10 protein-coding genes and 1 pseudogene are annotated in these 16,730 nt (G+C 61.1%); 8 read left to right on the top strand and 3 right to left on the bottom strand.

Annotated elements, in window-relative coordinates; all coding sequences use genetic code 11:
- Positions 1-20: 20 nt before the first annotated feature.
- The gene (locus AC6FTP_RS00055) at positions 21-1,286 is read right to left on the bottom strand and encodes a hypothetical protein (protein WP_497204850.1); all 1,266 of its coding nucleotides are present in this window, start codon (positions 1,284-1,286) and stop codon (positions 21-23) included.
- 324 nt (positions 1,287-1,610) lie between these two features.
- Positions 1,611-1,934, bottom strand: a complete 324-nt coding sequence (locus AC6FTP_RS00050; protein WP_497204849.1) for a hypothetical protein — start codon at positions 1,932-1,934, stop codon at positions 1,611-1,613.
- Positions 1,935-2,203: 269 nt separating this feature from the next.
- Between AC6FTP_RS00050 and AC6FTP_RS00045 the strand changes: the two are divergent.
- Both AC6FTP_RS00045 and AC6FTP_RS00040 read left to right on the top strand, forming a co-directional pair.
- A pseudogene (locus tag AC6FTP_RS00045) lies at positions 2,204-2,826 on the top strand (DUF1501 domain-containing protein).
- On the top strand, positions 2,823-3,104 hold the full coding sequence (locus AC6FTP_RS00040; protein WP_497204960.1) for a DUF1501 domain-containing protein: 282 nt from the start codon (positions 2,823-2,825) through the stop codon (positions 3,102-3,104). The pseudogene AC6FTP_RS00045 and the gene AC6FTP_RS00040 overlap by 4 nt, the downstream one beginning before the upstream one ends.
- A gap of 330 nt (positions 3,105-3,434) precedes the next feature.
- Here the strand turns inward: AC6FTP_RS00040 and AC6FTP_RS00035 are convergent, their stop codons facing one another.
- Positions 3,435-3,713, bottom strand: a complete 279-nt coding sequence (locus AC6FTP_RS00035) for a hypothetical protein (protein ID WP_497204848.1) — start codon at positions 3,711-3,713, stop codon at positions 3,435-3,437.
- Positions 3,714-4,201: 488 nt separating this feature from the next.
- Between AC6FTP_RS00035 and AC6FTP_RS00030 the strand changes: the two genes are divergently transcribed.
- The 6 genes from AC6FTP_RS00030 to AC6FTP_RS00005 form a co-directional block, all read left to right on the top strand.
- Entirely contained in the window at positions 4,202-7,156 is a 2,955-nt protein-coding gene (locus tag AC6FTP_RS00030; RefSeq protein ID WP_497204847.1) for an ABC transporter substrate-binding protein, read from the top strand.
- A 10-nt stretch (positions 7,157-7,166) separates the two neighbouring features.
- On the top strand, positions 7,167-8,438 hold the full coding sequence (locus AC6FTP_RS00025) for an STAS domain-containing protein (protein WP_497204846.1): 1,272 nt from the start codon (positions 7,167-7,169) through the stop codon (positions 8,436-8,438).
- A 9-nt stretch (positions 8,439-8,447) separates the two neighbouring features.
- Complete coding sequence (locus tag AC6FTP_RS00020; protein WP_497204845.1) at positions 8,448-9,386, top strand: ABC transporter permease; 939 nt, start codon at positions 8,448-8,450, stop codon at positions 9,384-9,386.
- Between the two features lie 4 nt (positions 9,387-9,390).
- The gene (locus tag AC6FTP_RS00015) at positions 9,391-10,203 is read left to right on the top strand and encodes an ABC transporter ATP-binding protein (RefSeq protein WP_497204844.1); all 813 of its coding nucleotides are present in this window, start codon (positions 9,391-9,393) and stop codon (positions 10,201-10,203) included.
- A 169-nt stretch (positions 10,204-10,372) separates the two neighbouring features.
- Positions 10,373-12,346, top strand: coding sequence for a hypothetical protein (locus tag AC6FTP_RS00010; RefSeq protein ID WP_497204843.1), 1,974 nt, complete (start codon positions 10,373-10,375; stop codon positions 12,344-12,346).
- Between the two features lie 6 nt (positions 12,347-12,352).
- Positions 12,353-16,730, top strand: a 4,378-nt coding sequence (locus AC6FTP_RS00005) for a LamG-like jellyroll fold domain-containing protein (protein ID WP_497204842.1), incomplete at its 3' end; no start/stop codon positions are given.

The raw sequence follows: 16,730 nt of genomic DNA, 5'->3' as shown, positions 1-16,730 counted from the left end.
TGGGGTGAGAATGGAAAGCCTTATTTCAGCGGCCCTTGGATCAGCTTGTCCTGCACACGGTAGCCACGCGTTTCCAGCTCCTGCCGAAGCCGTGGCGACATGGCACCGGAAAGGATCACGATGAGCGATGCAGGCTTGGCCCCATCGACCTGAAGGGACTCAAGCGCGATGGCGAAGTTCTCCGAGCGTGGCGACCACATGGCGTAGTCCCAGTGCAGGGCCACGATGACCGAGCTATCCGCCCCGATGCAGACGGGGAGTCCGCTCAAAAGCACAATGCGATCAATGGTGATGCCGTTGGTGTGCGCATGGGCGATGAGCTTCGCGGTCTGCTCGTAAAACACAGCATCCGTCTCGCTGTCGGTCATGCTGGTGGCATCGCGCAGCAGGACATCACGACCTTTGACTCCAGACATTCGATCCAGTGATCCGACGATCTGACTTTGATTCCAGGGCGTGAACGCGCTGGCCGCGAGGAATGCTTCGGCATCTTGTGGGGAGATGCCCATCGCCGTGAGCCGGGACAGGTTCGATTTGCGGAGATCGAGGGGGCTTTGCTCATAGACCAGTTTGTTGGCCTGATCTGTGACCGAGACTGCGGTCAGTGCGGCACCTGCTGCACCGCCGATGGGCATGGTCGCCAGTGTCACGGTGATTTTCCCGGCAAAGACCACCCAGGCCACGCGATCCAGCTCGCTCTGGAGGACTTCGTTGGTGCTGTAGGGGTTCACGCCAAGATCAGCGCAAAGTTTGCGCTTCGTGCTGGAGAGGCCGGCGGCACTTTTGACCACTCCATCCTCACCTTCATTGCGCTGGCGGCCGGAACTGACCTCCTTGGCCCCACGACCGAGACGCCCGAGGAACTTGCCGACGCCTTTGGGCACGCCAGTGATGGTTTCAACCGGCGAGTGAAGCAGATTGTCTGCGACTGCGAGGGGAACTTTGGCAGCCGCCTTCACGCCGTCGGCATACTCGCGGGAGTTCGTCATTTCACGGAGTTGCGCAAGCGCATGGATTTCGCGCACGCGCTCCTGCAGCATCTGGTTTCCGTGAGCCACGAAGGTGCCGAATGGCGAGTCGATCACATAATGGTTCAGGCCGAGATAGGTCTTCACCTCCTCACGCACCCGGTAGCTTGGATTCGATAGATAGGAGCTTTGCAGGATCTCGGATGCCTTCAGCTCCGGTGGTGCATCGTAGGCTACCGGGAGTGTTTGTGCTGTGGCAAAGGAGATGGCCAGACCAGGGAAGCAGGTGAGAAAAATCAAGACGCGGGAGTTTTGCATGACAGTGCAAGATTGTAGAGGTGCAGCTGTCCGCGCTATTGGCCCTTGGTGCAACAGGCGGTGAGTTTAAAACCTCATTCCAACGTGAACACCCGCGATCACGAGAGCTCCTGCATCACTGCCAGTGAAGAATTGAACAGCCGGTGCGATGAGCTTGATTTGCCGATCTGGCGGCGTTTGAACAGCTCGACCACGCCTTCCCACGCATCCTTCTACTTGCTTGACTTCCCGCCTGCCACGGACACGCCGAGGCGATCCGTTTTGCGGAGATCACGGGCGATGCTGAGCGCGAAGGTTGAGCGAAAGCGTCGCCTTGCTGGTGTTTCAGTTGATCTGCCGGCGCAGGTTCATCGTGGCATCACCGGAAGTAGCACCCCGGTCATCATCGGAGAAAAGAGCGCCCAGCGCGAGGGAGTCATAGGTCAGGACCACATCGAGCCCCATGGCATCCATCCACTTCGTCCGACGTGCCTGTCTTTGCTCTTTTGAATGCAGCAAATGCTGATTGTCTCGGATGGCAACGGCAGCCGAGATACCGTCTTCGTTGCGTTTATCATGCGCGATGACTTTAGCCTCAGCACGCGCCATCGAGCTTATTGCGAGACAGGCGAAAGCCGTCAGTATTTGAAGCGGAGGGAACGAACGCATATATCAAGTGTCATGGACTGGAGCTTTACAGGCCTCTGCCCGGCCATCCCAGTAGTTGTCATGCCTGACGAACAGTTTGGACGATCCCACACACCAAGCTTCGAGTGCGTGGGCGACGTTCGTGATACGCACGTAGAGTGGGCGGACGAGTGCATTGGAAACGATCTGCACCGTGCCGGCGCCTGGGTTCGGAGCTTCAGGGATAAAATTATGGTGAGCTTACCGTTGCCGTGATCCTCGGTGATGAAGACAAGAAGACAAAGCATTCGATGCCCTCACTCATCTTGAGCAGGCCGGAGTTCACCACGCCCTCGCACTCGGGGCTTGCCAGTCCGCCAATGATGGCCCTCGCCGCGGCGTATCTAGCGACTTTCTGCCCATGCTCACCGGTAACGCTCCCGGCCAAGGTGAGCGATCCCGCCATCGCCTTTCTCACCGATCCCGCCTCCCAGTGGCGGCGCTTTGACTTCATCCAGCGAATGAATCGCCGACTGCTCGTCCTGAATGAAACGGATGTGGGCATGGAAGGCATAATCCACAGCATGGAAACCGCCTTTCGCATGCAGACGGCCACGCCGGATATGGTCGATATCTCGAAGAAAACCGAGGCCACGAATAAGCTCTACAGCATCGGCGAAAAGACGGCCGACAAAACGTTCGCGCCTGCCTGCTGGCCCGTAGTCTGAGCGAGGCCGGCGTGCGCTTTGTGCAGGTCACCATGGATGGTTGGGATCATCACGGCGACATCCGCGGCGCCCCGCCGAAGAGCCGCGCCGCGAGCGACCTGCCCTGTGCCGGTTTGATCCGCGATCTGAAGTCACGCGGCCTCCTTGAGGACACGCTCGTCGTTTGGAGCGGCGAATTTGGCCGCCCCCCTAGAGCCAGGACATAAGCCGCACCGCGCCCATCGAAAAACACGGCCACGAGCACCACCCCGAAAGCTTTTGCGTCTGGATGGCTGGCGGCGGGGTGCGCGGCAGCTTCATGCACGGCGAGACTGACAAGTTTGGTTTCCGCCCTGTCTCCGGCAAAGTGTATCTGCTCGAACTGCACGCCACCATCGTGTTTCTCCTCGGCATCGACCACGAAAAGCTGACCGCCCGCACGAATGGCGTCGATCGCCGCCTCACTAATGTGCATGGGCATGTGCTGAGAAACATCATTGCATGAACCTCAATGCCCCCGCGCCGGACAGCCATGGTTCTACGACTATATCGAGCATATTCGTCTTCAGCTAGCTCGCCACCCCGAAATCTCTTTCAGTAGTCTGTCATGTTTTACTTACCATAAAGCACGGCGCACACTCGCGATCCCCATTGCCTAAAGCTGGCTAAGGTAGGGCATCAACACAGCCCAGACCGCCGTTGCTCGCTCATCACTGAGCGCCATCGAGAAGCAACTCATGTTCAAAGAACTCTGGGGATAAACTATGCCCACCGCGCCGGACAACCACGACGCCCACGAGCACGCCGAACCCATCCGCAAGTGTCTCGCCGCCTATCACCCCACACAAAACCCAATCCTCCGCTTCGGCCCAGCTTCCTTCCCCGCGTGTTCAACCTTGGCCTTCTTCGCCTTTGCAATCTCACGCTGTAGCATCGCCTGCATCACCCTCCACTTCGCCGTATCAATATCCGTGCTTCCAGCATAGATCGCATTCACGCACACATTCAGGATGTCCTCATCACTGAGACCCTTCGATAACTCCGCGAGAACCGCGTAATCAGCATCCACCCGATCAGGGTTTGGTAGATGAAGGGCGAACAGCTCCTGGCGCATGGAGGCATCGGGAAGCCTGAATTTGATGTGGTGCTGTATGCGACGAAGCAGATCGGAGTCATAGTTCTCGAAAAGAAAAAGACCTTCGAGCCAATCGAGCCCTTATGGTGGGACATCAAACAATGAATCCCCGCCGATGAGATTGTAGTTTTAGCCGAGGGCAGTGACCCAGGATGGTATGCCCAACACAGCAACGAATCCCCCTAGAAGCCAAGAGCAGTCTCGCTCGGCCAGTGCAGCGTGAGTGAAGTCCTCAAAGCATCCGAACTCCTCACAAGGTGTCCACGGCTCGGAATTGAATCCCGTCGGTGCCCTGCGGAATTCGCTTCGATAATAAAATTAATTTAGAGGTAACTCATTTAACCCCTTTTTTGCAAGCTTTAGATAAGGCATGAACGGAAAATTATTGGGTGTGGCTGCTAAATCCCAATTTTTTGTTTGGCCAGTAATCTGATTGTTACTCTCAGTAGCCCCAAAAATCGATGCTCATGTTTGAAATCCTGAAGAGACTTTCGCTGGGAACCTGCCTTCTGGCAATGGCCGCGGGTGTGTTGCTTCACAGCGACAAAGGATCACGCCTCTCTGCAAAAGCAGAGGGTGCTGCCAAGTCACAGATCAGTGTCGCGCTCGTGCAGCACGCCTCGCTGGTTGTCCTCGATGAGGGCGTTGACGGGATGCTCACGGCGTTGGCGGCGCGCGGATATGAAGAGGGTAAAAACATTAAAATCCGGCGCTACAACTCCGAGGGCGATATCGGAACCGCGAACACCATAGCACGCGAGGTGACTACGGGTGATTTTGATCTTATCCTGACCGCCAGCACCGTTTCACTGCAAACGGTCGCTAATGCCAACCGGAACGGCGCACGCACTCGTCACGTCTTTGGCATTGTCACGGACCCCTACGCGGCGGGCGTGGGCATTGATCCCTCGAACCACCTGAATCATCCCCCCTACATGACGGGCGCAGGCTCGATCCAACCGGTGGAGCAGACGTTCCGGATCGCCAAGCGCATGAATCCCGGGCTGAAGTCGGTCGGCCTCGTCTGGAACGCGGCCGAGGTCAATTCGATGGTTCAAACCAAGTTGGCCCGCGAAATCTGTGCCGAACTGGGCATCCAGTTGATCGAGGGCAACGCCGAGAACAGCACTGCTGTCGTCGAATCGGTGAACTCGGTCATCGCCCGGGGCGCCGAGTGCCTGTGGATCAGCGGTGATGTCGCGGTCTCCACGGCTACCGACCAGGTCATCAATGCCTGTCGGCGGGCCCGTATTCCTGTCTTCACGGTGCTGCCGCCTGCGGTCAAGAGCGGCGCGCTGTTCGACCTGGGTGCCAATTACTTCGATATCGGTAAGCACACCGGGGAGATCGCTGCCGATGTGCTGGATGGCAAAAATCCCGCAGAGATGCCCGTCGATAACTACGTTCCGGTGGTTTTCCTCTACAATGAAACTGCTCTGACCGGTCTCAAGGATCGCTGGACGATCCCCGCCGATCTCAAGGAAAAAGCTGATGGTTTCATCACCGCCACCGAGATCAAACTGCCGATGCTGGAGAAAAAGGCGGTCGCCCTCCCGCTTAGTCCGCAGCCTGGTCGTGTTTACAAGATCGGTCTGGCCTATTTTGCGCCCGAATCCGCCGGCGATGAGTGCCGTCAGGGAATTGTCGATGGCCTCAAGGAGCTTGGTTTCTTGGAAGGCAAGAACCTGGAGATCCGCATGGCGCATGCGCAGGCGGAGATCGCCAACATTCCGGGAATGCTGCAGAACTTCGATTCCTCCGAAGTGGACCTGGTGCTGCCCATGAGCACGCCGGTGATCAGTGCGGCGGTCGGTTTCGTGAAACACAAGCCGATCGTGTTCACGTATTGCAGCGACCCCATCGCCGCTGGTGCGGGTGTGTCGTTCACCGATCATTTGCCCAATGTGACCGGCATCGGTTCGTTCCCGCCGGTGCAGGCAATCCTGGATGCCATCCAGCAGACAATGCCCGGGATCAAATCCGTCGGCACCATCTACAACAATTCTGAGGCCAACTCGGTGAAGGTGGTGAGCGTGGAGCGGGAACTGTTCGCGAAAGCCGGGATTACGCTGGAGGAGGTCACGGTATCCTCCCCCGCTGATGTCCTGCCGGCAGCACAGGCCCTCTCGGCGCGCGGGATCAAGGCCTTGTGCATCCTTGATGACAACACCGTAGCGCAGGCGATGGACGCGGTGATCCGCGTGGCGCGCGACAGCAAGCTACCGTTGTTCGCGGGCGATGGCACGACGGCCGGGCGCGGCCCGATTGCCTGCGTGGGCTTGGGGTATTACCAGCCCGGTTACGCCGTCGCCAAGCCCGTCGCCCGGGTCTTGCTGGGCGAAAGCCCGGCCACGATTCCGATCGAGAACGTTATCGAGAAGCAGGTTTTTCTAGATGAAGCTCTCGCACGTCAGTTCGGCCTGACCTTCCCGCCTGAACTCAAGGCTGAAGCCGCACGTCAGTCAACCACCCGCAAAACCGATTCGGCGGCTGTTCCGCCAAATGCCGCCGCTCCCGCGCCGCTGGGGCGCCTTGCTAAGCTAAACCTGATCGAGTTCCTCGAGACTCCCAATGTGGAGATCAATCGCAAGGGCATCCAGGATGGACTGGCCAAAGCCGGGTTGGTGGAGGGGCGCGACTACGAATTGGTTCTCCGCAATGCTCAGGGCGACATGGCGGCTCTCAACACCATCATGGACGCGGCCGCCTCCGACGGGTCCGAATTGCTCATCACCGCCACCACGCCAGCCCTGCAAGTCGCACTGCAACGTGCCGCGAAACGACCCGTGATCTTCTCGCTCGTTGGCAACCCGATGGAGGCTGGGGCAGGGCGCACCGATCAGGACCACCTGCCTAACGTCACGGGCGCTTATGTGAATTCGCCGCATTCGGAGGGGCTGACGGCGTTGCGACGCTGCCTGCCCAACCTCAAGCGAGTGGGAACACTGTTCGTGCCGTCCGAGGTGAATTCGGTTTACTACAAGGACGAGTTGCTCAAGGCCGCCAGTGCTTTAGGCATTGAGGTGGAATTGGTGGGCGTGAGCACCAGTGGCGAAATCGCCGACGCCGCTCTGGCGCTTTGCAGCCGCAACATCGATGCGGTTTGCCAAATCTCTGACAACCTCACCGGGGCCAGCTTCGCGAGCATCGTCCAGGCGGCAAACCGCGCTCGACTGCCCCTGATGGGGTTTGCCTCAGGCCAGGCCGAGTCCGGCGCATTCCTGACCGTTTCGAGGGACTTTTATGACGGTGGTCTGGCGTCAGCGGCCATGGCTGCGCGCATCCTGCGAGGGGAGTCACCGGCGGTCATCCCCTTTCAGTTGGTCGCTAAAATCAATTACGAATTCAATCAGGCCAGCGCCCGCAGCCTCGGCATCACGATTCCAAAGGACCTCTTGCAGCTCGAGGAATCCGTCCACTAAAAACCGCACCATGGAAATCACCTCACTCAACGACGAAGGCCGACAGGAACTGCAACTCCATGGACGTCTCGATGCGAACTGGGCCGACCGGGTCGGTCAAGCGATCGAAATGGCGATTCAATCGGGTTATCATCGGGTGGACATGGAGTTTACCCGTGTCGATTACGTCAGCTCCGCAGGCATCCGGGTTCTGCTAAAGTATCACAAGCAGCTCAAGACTGTCGGTGGGGCACTGCGGGTGCTCCGGCCCACCGCTGGCGTCCTCGAAGTGCTCCAATTGTCCGGGATCGCTGGAATGCTGGTCGGCACGTCGGAACCGGGTTGGGCCCCTGGGGTGTCCACTGTCGCCACCCCACCCGCAACCCTCCCGCCGCGCCAATGGGAGCAGGACGGATTGGAGTTCGAACTGCACACGCTGGCATCGGCGGCCGAACTCTCCGTTCGCCTGCACGGTCACCCAGAAGCGTTTGCCGAAGGTAAAATGGCGGACTCAAGCAGTCATCACCTGCGCTGCGAACCGGACCTTGTGTCGGTGGGTTTGGGCTCGTTCGGCCGGACGGCGGAAGAGGCCTCGGGCCGCTACGGAGAGACGCTGGTGGTCGCAGGCGCGGCCGTTTCCATGCCCACCGATGGCAGCAGTTTGCCGGATTATCAGGTCACCGAGGGAAAACATGTTCCCGAGGTTCAGTTGCTCTACGGGATTTCCGCCCGGGGCGCTTTTTCGCACTTGCTCCGGTTCGAGGCCGCTCGCAGCCCGCGTGGCGTGGTCGGGCTCTCCACCCTTGTCGGATCGATCTTTGAGAGCGTTCCAGTCTCGGCGGCTGCCTTTGTCATGGTGGCTGAGGTCGCCGGCATAGTGGGCGGCACCTTGCTACGCTCTCCCGACCAGACCGCAGGTCAATCCCCCCTCGCATTTCCTGAAGTGAGGGATTGGATGACCTTCACCACCGAGCGCGCGAACGAGCGGCAGGTCGTCCTGATCGTCGGATTCGCCGAAAAATCTCCCACACTGGAGAGCCTTCCCTTTATACGCCGGATCGGGCCAGGGACTTCGGCGCTCGGGCATTTTCACGCAGCCGTTTTTCCCTACCGCCCGCTGCCGAAGGGCCGGGTGGATCTCGCGGAGATGCTAGCACCTCTGTTGAACAGTGCCGCGGCGGAGACGGTGATGCACCTGCTCGCCGATGAGCGGGAGTTCGAAGGGCTGGGCGAAACCGATTTCATGCGCGGAGCCTGCTGGTTCAGCCCGCTGCGCCCCCTTCCAAATGCAACTCCATCCTGACTTTCTGACATGACACTTCTTATCGGGGCCGCCACCATCGGAATGATCCTCGCCTTACTGGCGCTTGGGGTCTATCTCAGTTTCCGCATTTTCAATTTTCCAGACATCACCGCCGATGGCTCCGTCACTCTCGGAGCGGCTGTGGCGTCCATTCTCCTTGTCCACGAATGGTCGCCGCTGGCGGCCACATTTGCAGGCTTTCTGGCGGGCGTGGTCGCGGGCGCACTCACCGGAGTTTTGCATACTAAGTTCAAGATCAACGGCCTCTTGAGCGGCATTCTCGTCATGACCGCTCTATACTCCGTGAACCTGCACGTGATGGGCAAAAGCAATATCCCGTTGCTGAACGAAGCCACCCTTGCAGACCAGGCCGAATCCCTCGTCTCGAGCTTTCTCGGCGGAAACCAGTCCGAATTCCTGCTGGCCGGATGGACCGTGGGGGTCCGCGATGCTGCCATGCTGGGCGGTGTTTCTCTCATTGTCATTGCCGTCGGTCTCGCCCTTTACCTCTTTTTCCGCACCAACCTGGGCACGGCGATGCGCGCTACGGGTGATAATCCCCAGATGATCTGTGCGCTCGGGGTCAGCGTGGACTTCATCATCATTCTCGGGCTTGCGCTCTCCAACGGACTCATCGCCCTCTCCGGTGCTTTGCTGGCCCAGTATCAGGGCTTCGCCGACGTGCAGATGGGCATCGGCATGGTCGTTTGGGGGCTCGCCAGCGTGATCATCGGTGAAGCGCTGGTCGGAAGCAAGAAAATCGGCCTGCTCATCACGGGCGCGGTCATGGGATCGGTTCTCTTCCGCTTGCTTGTGGCCATCGCGCTCCGCTGGGGACTCAATCCCAACGACCTCAAGCTGATCACCGCGCTGTTCGTTTTCGCTGCCCTCGTCACGCCTGCCCTGCTGCGAAAACTCCGTCCCGCAGCCAAATCTTCCGCCATCTGACGCCATGCTTGAACTCCAAAATCTCATCAAGACGTTCAATCCGGGCACTCCGAATGAGGTGCGGGCTCTGCGCGGGGTGACGCTGACGCTGGAACGTGGATCCTTCCTGATCATCATCGGTACCAATGGCAGCGGAAAATCGACCCTGCTCAATGCCGTGGCCGGCTCCTTCCTGGTCGATTCCGGTCGAATCACGCTGGCGGACCAGAACATCACTCGACTCCCAGAACATCGGCGGGCGCGCCTCATTGGTCGCGTTTTCCAGAACCCCTTCAGCGGTACGGCTCCCGCAATGACGATCGCGGAGAATCTTGCCATGGCCGCCCGACGCGGCCAGCCCCGCGGTCTAGGCTGGGCACTCAATCCGAATCTGCGCCAGCAGATTCGCGATCGCATCCGATCCCTCAACATGGGCCTGGAGGACCGCATCGACAACGCCATCGGCAGCCTCTCCGGCGGCCAGCGCCAAGCGCTCACGCTGCTCATGGCTTCCTGGCTCAAGCCCGACCTCTTGTTGCTGGACGAGCATACCGCAGCGCTTGATCCCAAGAGCGCTGACCAAGTCATTCGGCTCACCCATGAAATCATCCAGCGCGACAAACTGACCACTCTGATGGTCACCCATTCGATGCAGCAGGCGGTCCATCTCGGCGACCGCATCATCATGATGCACCGTGGGCAGGTCCTGCATGACCTGCGCGGGGCGGAACGGGCGCGCGTGCGGCCGGAGGATTTGTTGAACCGCTTCGAAGCGGTGCGCCGCCGCGAGCAACTGGACGCCGGGGTCGCGGATATGCTGCGTAAAACCTACATCTGATAGGTTTGGCGCTGGCCATTTATTCCTAATCCACATTGCTACCTTAAAATGTTACTTTCATGAAAAAATCAGTGCAAACAGGCCGCTCTATCCGGTCAATTTTTCCTGAACGCGCTGACTCTTAATCGGCGTCGTTTGCAACATGTTCCAAGCCCAAATCGCTGCTCCAATGACAATCTCCCGTCTGCTCCTGCCGAAGCGCCTCCTTCTTACAGTCGTTATTACCGCGGTATTGGCTCCCTCCCTTCTCGCGGTCGAAACCACCCAGAGCCTGCCACTGCGGTATGGCTGGAATGCGGTCTGGCTGGAGGTCGGCCCGGTGGATGCCGAAGGGCAGGCTTTGACTTGCGATCAGGTGTTTCAATCGAATGACTTTTGGGTGGACCGGGTGGCCAGTCCTGTCGGGGAGATCGGCACCGCTGAGTTTACATCGGATCCAGAGAGCCTTTTCAACCAAGGGGGATGGGATGTTTGGGCGGCGAATCCAGAATCGGGGGAGACGGCCAAGATCGCCATACGGGCGAACCACGCTTATCTCGTCCATGTGTCACCCAAGTCCGGCACCGCTCAGGACGGCGAACCGGCCGGAGTTTTGAATATTCAGGGTGAAGTGGTTTTCTACCGGCCTGTCTGGAAGAAAGGCGAATTCAACCTCGTCGGCTTCGGAATCGAAGGAACGCCCACTTTTGCCTCCTTGGTGGCAGGTTCCGGTATCGCGATCGATGGCCCGCTTGGCGCAGCGGCAAACGTGCAGAGGCTGAATCCAGAGACCGGCGCTTGGGAACCGGTCAAGGGAACGGATTCCGTCGAAAGCGGAAAAGCCTACTGGATCAATGTTCCCTACACCCTGGTTGGGCAAGGTTGGACGGGGCCGGTGGAAACGGATTTTTCCGGCGCGGTTTCTGGTTCCTTGGGTTTCGGGGCAGGCCCGGGCTCTCTCGAGGTGGTCAATCCTGCGAATCCAGACGCGGCCCCATTGCTGATGTCCGGCATGGAATTGACCTTTTCCAATCTTCAAACAACGGGCACCGCTCAGAATCAAATCACTCTTACTCGGCTTGCTCCGGCGGCTTCGGCTGCCAGCGCCAACGACTTGCAGTTTTTCGCGCTCGAACCGGTTCCGCTGAATTTTAAGTGGCAGAGGCAAGCTGTCGATTTATTCGCTGGCTGGCAAGCGGCCTCCCTCACTCCCGGCGTGAGCATTTCAGTGATGGTGGGTGCCACACGAAACTGGTCCACCGGCTCGAACCTCCGCGAGCATCTATACCGGATCAGAACCTCCCTGAGCGGGGGCTCCGTGTATCGCTACCTGCCGGTGACGGCTACCCAGGCGAACTTGCCAGCGGATTCCAGCGCTCCCCAAGGCAATCCATTCGCCGGCCTCTGGTTTGGGCAGATCGTTTTGGACTCGGTCACCAGCCTCGCAGCTGCGGGCGCGCCTATGCAGGCCACGGCGAGCCAACTTCCGATGCAGATATACATCCATGTCAACTCGACTGGGCAGGCGAGTCTGGTGCCCCGCTCCATCCTGATGCAGACGAAAACCGCCTCGCCGGACATCGCCCCCGTCCCTGTGCTGGTCGTGGACGAGACCCGCATCCCCTATTACGTAGGCATCCAGCAGCGGGCGGACGGGAAACGGGTGGGGATTCGATTTGAAACCATCTCCTTCGACCTGCCCCGGGATCTCAGGGCGGCCAGCCTCTCGACTTCCCTGCGCAACACGGTGGCGGGTTCCCGGAACATCGCCAATTCCGCCTCCGTGACCGATGCTGATGTGAGCGCCTATTTTTCTCTCGGCACGCGCAGTTCGCGCCCGCCAGACCTGCCGGAGACCTATTGTCTGACCTGGCCGCTTGACGGGCAGCTTGGCGTTGGCCGCACTTTAGGAACCGGCGGCTCCTCTCCCCTCACTCTGGATGCCTTTCACCGCAGCAACCCCTTCCGGCATGCCTTCCATGCCCAGCACGGGGCGGGCTACACGGTCTCTCGCAGTTTTTCCATCACCTTCGATGCCGCGCCCGATCCCACCATCCTCACCGGCACCTACCAGGAAACCACCCGCGGTCTCGCCCGGCAGGATATTGCCTCCAAGGGGAGCATCTCCCTGCGCCGCATCACCACCGCCGACACCCTCCAGTAAGCTCCCATGTTTTTCCCAGCCATGCACCTATCATTTGCCATCACCCCGGCCGAACGAGTCGCCCCCGGCTTCGGCGTTGCCCGCCGGATGAACCGTCCGCTGATCGCCTTCCTGATGGGCCTCCTCGCGACGGCAAGCGCGCTTGCCCAGCAAACGGTCGGCTTCCCTTTCCAAGACAACACCTTCCAGACCTGGACGGTGCCGGACACCGGTTGGTATCTGCTCGATGTCAGTGGCGGACAGGGCGGTGATGCCAGCAACGACCGCTACCATGGCGGCAAGGGTGCCCAGATACAGGCCTCGGTCCGGTTGACGAAAGGGGAAGTGCTGCGCATCGCCGTCGGCGGACAAGGGGGAAAAGGGAGAAGTGACGGCAATAACCCCAGCGGCGGCGGCGGCGGCGGCAGTTCTTCCATCGTCCGGGTGAAAAACACGGCGGACCCGCTCCCCTCGTCAAACGATGACCCTCTGCTATTCGTCGGCGGCGGTGGTGGTGCGGCCGCGGACAACGACGGCAGCCCGGGCAACGCCACCAGCCAGAACGGCGATTTTGCCTGGGGTGGCAAGAACGGCAATGGCGCGGGAGCCCCCAACACTAACTTTTATGAACGCGGTGCGGGCGGCGCGGGATATCGTACCAGTGGCTCTGGAGCCATCTCTGTTGGTGGCATTGCCTATCTCTTAGGAAACAGCGGCGGTAGTTTCATCAGCACTTTCACCGGCCAAGGCGGAGCCGGAGGTTGGGGCGGCGGCGGCCAGGGTGGCCGGGCCGAAAATAACAAGGACGGCAGCGGCGGCGGTGGCGGCGGCTACAGCGGTGGCGGTAGTGGGCCAAACGAAGGCGACGGCGGCGGTGGTGGCGGCTCCTTTGTGTTCGCTAGCACTGCCAACCGGCCAGCGGCCTCGGTGCTCGCCCGCAATACCGGGGCGCAGAGCGGAAACGGCGCCGTGTCCATCACGCTGCAGCGCTACAGCTTCCAGCCGGACACCTCCGCTCCGCTCAGCCTTCCGGACGCCTATTTCAGCAAGGACCTGCAGTTCCCCAACGATGTCACCGGGGGCGATGTGGACTTGGGAGGCAGTGCGACGGTGCCCGCGGGCGCTTCCTACGTGGAGCTCACTCCGGCGACCAATGGCCAGTCCGGCACCATGGTCGTCAAGTCCATCCCCGCGCGGCAGAAAGTGAGCCGGATGGTGGTCAAGTTCCAAGTGCAAACCACCGGAGGCACGACCCCGCCTGCGGACGGTTTCAGCTTCAACTTCGGCCCCGACCTGGCTGCCAACCAACCCATCGGGGTGGATGGAATCGCGAGCGGACTCTCCGTGACCTTCGACACCTATGACGGGGGGAATCCCGACTCCGCGCCGGCCGTGGAAGTGGTTTACGATGCGGTGGTGAAGGGCGGCATTTCCTTCTACGGCGCGCGCCAAGTTGGACGCGTGCCCACTTACCCCGTTGTGGAGGACGCCGCCGGCAATTCCCAGTCGCTCACAACCGGGGACAACTGGGTCCCGGTGCAGGTGGATCTCGTTGGCGATCTGGAAAAGGGCGGTGGCTTCGTCAGCGTCACTTGGAACGGGCTGCGGATCCTCAAGGACATCGCCGTGCCGTATCTGGTGTCACAGTCGGAGGGTTGGCGCATCGGATTCGGAGCCCAGACCGGCTCCCTGCACCAGTCCCATCGGGTCAGAGACCTCTCCATCGCGGCGGACACGTATGTGACGCTCGACGTCATCAGCCAGTTCGGCTCCAGCCTGGTTTCTCCTCCCGCTGGCCGCCTCAGCTACCACACCGGCGAGTCCGTCACTTTCACCGTCCCGCCATTCGTCTATCTCGACCGCTACCGGAAAACGCTCAGCGGCACCGAGGATGACATGCGGCTGCGGGCGGCCTACCGGGCGAAGCTCATGGGCGGCTCCATCGGTGGCCAGCCCCTGTTGGGCGGGTCCACCATCAAGCTGACCGAGTCCACTGTGGTGAACTGGCAGTGGGAACTCGAGTATCTCGCGGAGGTCAACACCGGCACCGAGACCATCCAGGGTCTCTCCGCCTCCTCCGTGACGGATTCGACCAATCAACCCACGCTCGGCCGCAACTTCCGCCCGCTGAACTACAACTTCGACTCGGTGGTCTATTCGCAGATCATGGGCACCGGCACCGGGCTGGACATCCAATTCCAGCCGAGGGGTTATGTCATCGAAAACGCCCCCAATTCCCCGGAGCGCTTCCTGCAACTTTCCGGCGGCGGCGACCACCTGCGCGCCAGTTCCGCGGGCACCGGGCTGATCGGCGGCGACGGATCCTTCACCATCGAGTTCTGGGCCCGGCGCGATCCCGTCACGATGACCGCGGATCAGAATGTGGTCTCGCTCGGATCTTCCACTGCCTCGGGCGCACAGCTCCGCGCCGGTTTCACCTCCGGGAACGCTTTCTTCCTGACGAACAACGGCGGCACCGTCGCGGCCCCCGCCGCGCTGACCGACGACAGTTGGCACCACTGGGCGGCCGTTAACGACAAGACCGCCAACACCGTCACCCTCTATCGCGATGGTAAGGTGGTGGCGTCCGGCAACCAGGCGCTGAACTTCTCCGGCAGCACCCAGACGGTCACCATCGGAGCCCGCGCCACCGGTGCCGCCACCGCGGACGGCTTCTTCCCGGGCGGCCTCAACAACCTGCGCGTCTGGAAAACCGCCCTCGGCATCGACCAAGTCCGGAACGGCCGCTCCACCCTCCTCGTGGGCCCAGGGAACGCCTCCCTTGGCCTCGAACTCCCCTTTGACACCCTGCCCACCGCCGACATGGCCGGCGTTTACATCGAGCGCCGCGAGGGAACGACCCTGCCCACCAGCGTCGTCGACACGGAATCCTTCCCGGTGCAGGCCAGTTCGATCCAGTCCGGTTTCGCACTTCCCGACCTGGCGACGGTGCCTGCGGCCGGTCCGGGGGGTTACTACGGATGGACCCTGCGTTCCCGGCTCCGCACCGACACCGCCGGTACCTATACCTTCCGAGTGACCGGTGGCGATGGTGCACAACTCTTCATCGACGGCAACCGGATCTGGAACCCTAACGCAAAACAGGACGACTCCAGCGACTTCGAGCAGTCTCTCCACCTCGACGCCGGAGACCACATCGTCGAGCTCAATGCCTACGAAGTGGACGGGCGGCGTCCCGCCCTCAGCTATGCCCCGTCGGGCACCACCCAGCAGTCGCTCCCACCCTCGAAGCTGTATGCACTCGCCCGCGAACAACTCGCTTTCGGGGCCTTCACCACCACCTCCGCCGAGGGGGGCAACGTCTCCTTCGCCACCGCCGGGTTTGGCTCGGTGTTTCCCGAGACCGCGACCGGTGCGCAGGTCGCGGCGGCTGTGTTGCCTGGCTTCCATTTCAACCCGCTCGAAAGCACGACGGGCACCACCCACAACATCGATCCGGGTGAAAAAGGCGTGATGGCCGATTACCGCCGTGTCTTCTGGATGTGGGACAAGAAATTCCGCTTCACCGTCGACGTCATGGCCGTCGGCCTGCCTGAGGCCGCCCTCACCGCCTTCCAAAACTACCCGTTTTTCAAGATGGTCAATGGCGTGCTCGACGGCAGCGTCAAGCAGACCCAGATCGCCGCGGGGATCCGCCGGGTGCTCGAACTGTGGCTCACCGAGGGCGAGCTGCTCGAGGTCGGCACAATCTACCGCACCCCGGACCGGCGCTACACGCTCAAGAAGATCTCGAACGCCATCAACAACTTCAGCCCGATTACCCGGGAATCCCTCGCCAACACGACCTATGGCGGCAGGGTGGCGAAGTCCTACCTCATCCCGGCGGTCTCGGCCCCCGGCAGCATGACCGTGGAGGTCGACAGGACCACCTACCGCACCGAGTTGGCCATCGGCGAGGGGCTGGATTTCTCCAGCCGAGATGCCATCGACACCCAGTTGACCCCCGACCTTCCCGACGACGCCGTACTCGTCTCCGTCACCGCCAACAGCCAGCCCGCCGTGACCGCACCCGAGGTGGTCAATGATGAACCGGGCTGGACCGGCGGACAGGGCGATCCCTGGCAGTGGGACATCGTCGGGGAAAAATGGTATCCGCTAAAGCCGGGAACCTACACCCTGGCATGGACGGACCGGAACACCGGCGAGACCTACCACATGGAGGTGACAGCCGCCTTCCCCGCGGACACCGAGACCCTTGCCTACCGTGAGGACGACGACGGCAACTACCTCGGGACCGCTCCCGGCTATAAGACGAACGTCACCTTCGACGCCACCAACGCCGCGTTCCCCGCCACCCCCGGCGCCCACTACCGTTACCTCGTCTCGCCCAGAACGGATTCGCCCTTCCCGGTCGACCTCGACCCCTCGGCCACTGACCGCTGGA

Source organism: Prosthecobacter sp. (genome assembly GCF_044378005.1).
Taxonomy (GTDB): Bacteria; Verrucomicrobiota; Verrucomicrobiia; order Verrucomicrobiales; family Verrucomicrobiaceae; genus Prosthecobacter.
This window is presented reverse-complemented; position numbering and strand designations above follow the sequence as displayed.

What these genes read in the sequence shown, in the direction of transcription:
- AC6FTP_RS00055 (WP_497204850.1), bottom strand. Translation starts at nt 1,286, where the DNA reads ATGCAAAACTCCCGCGTCTTGATTTTTCTCACCTGCTTCCCTGGTCTG.
- AC6FTP_RS00015 (WP_497204844.1), top strand. Translation starts at nt 9,391, where the DNA reads ATGCTTGAACTCCAAAATCTCATCAAGACGTTCAATCCGGGCACTCCG.
- AC6FTP_RS00010 (WP_497204843.1), top strand. Translation starts at nt 10,373, where the DNA reads ATGACAATCTCCCGTCTGCTCCTGCCGAAGCGCCTCCTTCTTACAGTC.
- AC6FTP_RS00035 (WP_497204848.1), bottom strand. Translation starts at nt 3,713, where the DNA reads ATGCGCCAGGAGCTGTTCGCCCTTCATCTACCAAACCCTGATCGGGTG.
- AC6FTP_RS00025 (WP_497204846.1), top strand. Translation starts at nt 7,167, where the DNA reads ATGGAAATCACCTCACTCAACGACGAAGGCCGACAGGAACTGCAACTC.
- AC6FTP_RS00050 (WP_497204849.1), bottom strand. Translation starts at nt 1,934, where the DNA reads ATGCGTTCGTTCCCTCCGCTTCAAATACTGACGGCTTTCGCCTGTCTC.
- AC6FTP_RS00020 (WP_497204845.1), top strand. Translation starts at nt 8,448, where the DNA reads ATGACACTTCTTATCGGGGCCGCCACCATCGGAATGATCCTCGCCTTA.
- AC6FTP_RS00030 (WP_497204847.1), top strand. Translation starts at nt 4,202, where the DNA reads ATGTTTGAAATCCTGAAGAGACTTTCGCTGGGAACCTGCCTTCTGGCA.